General features: G+C 75.8%; 3 protein-coding genes. 2 read left to right on the top strand and 1 reads right to left on the bottom strand.

Features of this window, described 5'->3' with window-relative positions; all coding sequences use genetic code 11:
• Both VGH76_RS12705 and VGH76_RS12700 read left to right on the top strand, forming a co-directional pair.
• Positions 1-649, top strand: a 649-nt coding sequence (locus VGH76_RS12705; protein WP_331557048.1) for a VIT family protein, incomplete at its 5' end; no start/stop codon positions are given.
• A gap of 1 nt (position 650) precedes the next feature.
• Positions 651-1,442: an SRPBCC domain-containing protein gene (locus tag VGH76_RS12700; RefSeq protein ID WP_331557047.1), complete on the top strand. Its 792-nt coding sequence runs from the start codon at positions 651-653 to the stop codon at positions 1,440-1,442.
• Here the strand turns inward: VGH76_RS12700 and VGH76_RS12695 are convergent.
• The coding region (locus VGH76_RS12695) for a DUF2071 domain-containing protein (RefSeq protein ID WP_331557046.1) at positions 1,370-2,192 on the bottom strand (823 nt) is incomplete at its 5' end. The genes VGH76_RS12700 and VGH76_RS12695 overlap by 73 nt on opposite strands.

The following is a 2,192-nucleotide window of genomic DNA, read 5'->3' as shown; positions in this document are numbered from 1 at the left end:
CCGCGCCGCGGTGCTCGGGGCGAACGACGGCATCGTGTCGGTGGCGGGGATCGTGCTCGGCGTGGCCGGCGCGACCGCCGAACGCGCACCGATCCTCACCGCCGGCGTCGCCGGCCTCGTCGCGGGGGCGGTGTCGATGGCCCTCGGCGAGTACGTCTCGGTGTCCAGCCAGCGCGACTCGCAGCGCTCGATGCTCGCCAAGGAACAACGCGAACTGGACGAGGACCCCCAGGACGAGCTGGCCGAGCTGGCCGCGATCTATGAGGGGAAGGGCCTGAGCCACGAGACCGCCGCCCAGGTGGCCCGCGAGCTCACCGACCACGACGCGTTCGCCGCTCACGTGGAGGCGGAGCTCGGCATCGACCCCGAGGTGCTCAGCAGCCCCTGGCAGGCCGCCGGGGCGTCCGCGCTGGCGTTCACCCTCGGCGGGATCCTCCCCCTGCTGGCGATCCTGCTGCCGCCCGCCGACTGGCGCGTGCCGGTGACGTTCGTGGCCGTGCTCATCGCCCTCGGGATCGCGGGCTGGGTGTCGGCGAACCTGGGTGGCAGCTCGGTCCGCAAGGCCGTGCTGCGCGTGGTGATCGGCGGTGCCCTCGGCCTCGCCGTCACCTACGGCATCGGGCACCTCGTCGGCACGGCGGTCGGCTGACGTGACGCGGGACCCCACCACGGCCGACGCCGTCGAGCTCGGCGTGGTCGTCACGGCGACCCTCGAGCAGGCCTACGACGCCGTCGAGGAGCTTCCGGACGTCCGGGTGTGGCTGGAACCGGCGGGGGTCGAGGCCCGGGCCGACGGCACGATCGCCGTCGCCACCGGGGCCGGGGGCACCGTCCGCGTCGTCGACCGCGAGCCGCCGCACCGCCTCGTCACCGAGGCGGACGTCCCGGTCGACGGCGGGGAGGTCGTCGTCACGACGACGTGGCGCATCGAGTCCCACGACGACGGCACGACGGCGGTCCGGGTCACGACGACCGCTCCGGGCGCCGGACCCGCGTGGGACGCCGAGGCCGTGGCGCTGCGCGAACGGGCGAGCACCGCGCTCACCACGCTCGCCGTTCACCTCGAGCACTTCCCCGGCCGCACCGGGACCGGCGTCGGGGTGCACGCCTGGGGACCTTCGCGCGGGCGCACCGCGGACAGCGGCCACGAGCGCGCCCACGCCCGGTTCCTCGCTCAGGTCGGGGTCGTCGTGCCGCGCCAGCCGCTGACGATCTTCCGCGGCGTCCCGCAGCTCTCCGGCACCTGCCTCGAACGCCGCGCGGGCCACCACCACAGCGCCGCCCTGCTCCTGCTCGACGGCCCGGCCCCCGGCGTCGCCACCCTCGCGACGACGGGCACCGGCCCGGTCCACGAGGTCCGCGCCGTCCTCTACGGGGACACCGCGGCGGAGGTCGCCGAGCGCCTCGCGGCGCAGTGGTCCGCCTGGCTCGCCAACACCTGACCCACCGCGGGCCGAGAGCGTCGGCGCAGCGCGGACCGCGGGAACCCGAAGCGCACCGTGACCCCCGGCGAGTAGTGCACGAGGTCCGGCGCCCGGCCGGCGAGCGCCGGGAATCCCGCCGCGGCGACCAGCTCGTCGTCGCAGGCCAGGAGCTCGGCGCGGCGCAGCGGCCAGGGCTCGTGGACGTTCGGCACGTACCAGGTCAGGCCTGCGTGGTCCTCGTGCAGCCCCCAGCGTGCGGTGAGGAAGTCCGCCAGCGGATCGCCGTCGACCGGCTCCCCCGGCCGCAACGCGACGACGCTGCGGTGGCCCCCGCGCCGCGTGACCGCCCGGTAGACGACCTCGCCGTCGGCGTGCCGGAAGTCCATCCGCGCCCACCGGTAGGGCAGCCCGAATCCCGCCTGCGCCCCCAGCACCACCGCCAGCCGGGACGCGTCGAGGCTGCGGAAGACGATGCCGCGCCTGCCGGTGTCGTCCACGGTGTAGAGCCGGACGTTGGTCTCCAGGAACGTCCCGAACCACGGCACCGCCGGGCCTGTCAGGGCGCCGGCGCCGACCATCCGGAACGGCACCAGCCCGACGTAGGTGGCTCCGCCGATCACGTCGGGGTACACCCCGCGCGGAAGCATCGGCGCCACGTCGTCCGGGTCCACGGCCCAGTGCAGGAACCCGGCGTCGCGCCAGGACTGGGTCATCATCGTCGGGCCGGAGTACCCGGGCGCCCGCACGGCGAAGGTCTCCGGGAGGGCC

Source organism: Actinomycetospora sp., from assembly GCF_036497585.1.
GTDB lineage: Bacteria > Actinomycetota > Actinomycetes > Mycobacteriales > Pseudonocardiaceae > Actinomycetospora.
This window is presented reverse-complemented; position numbering and strand designations above follow the sequence as displayed.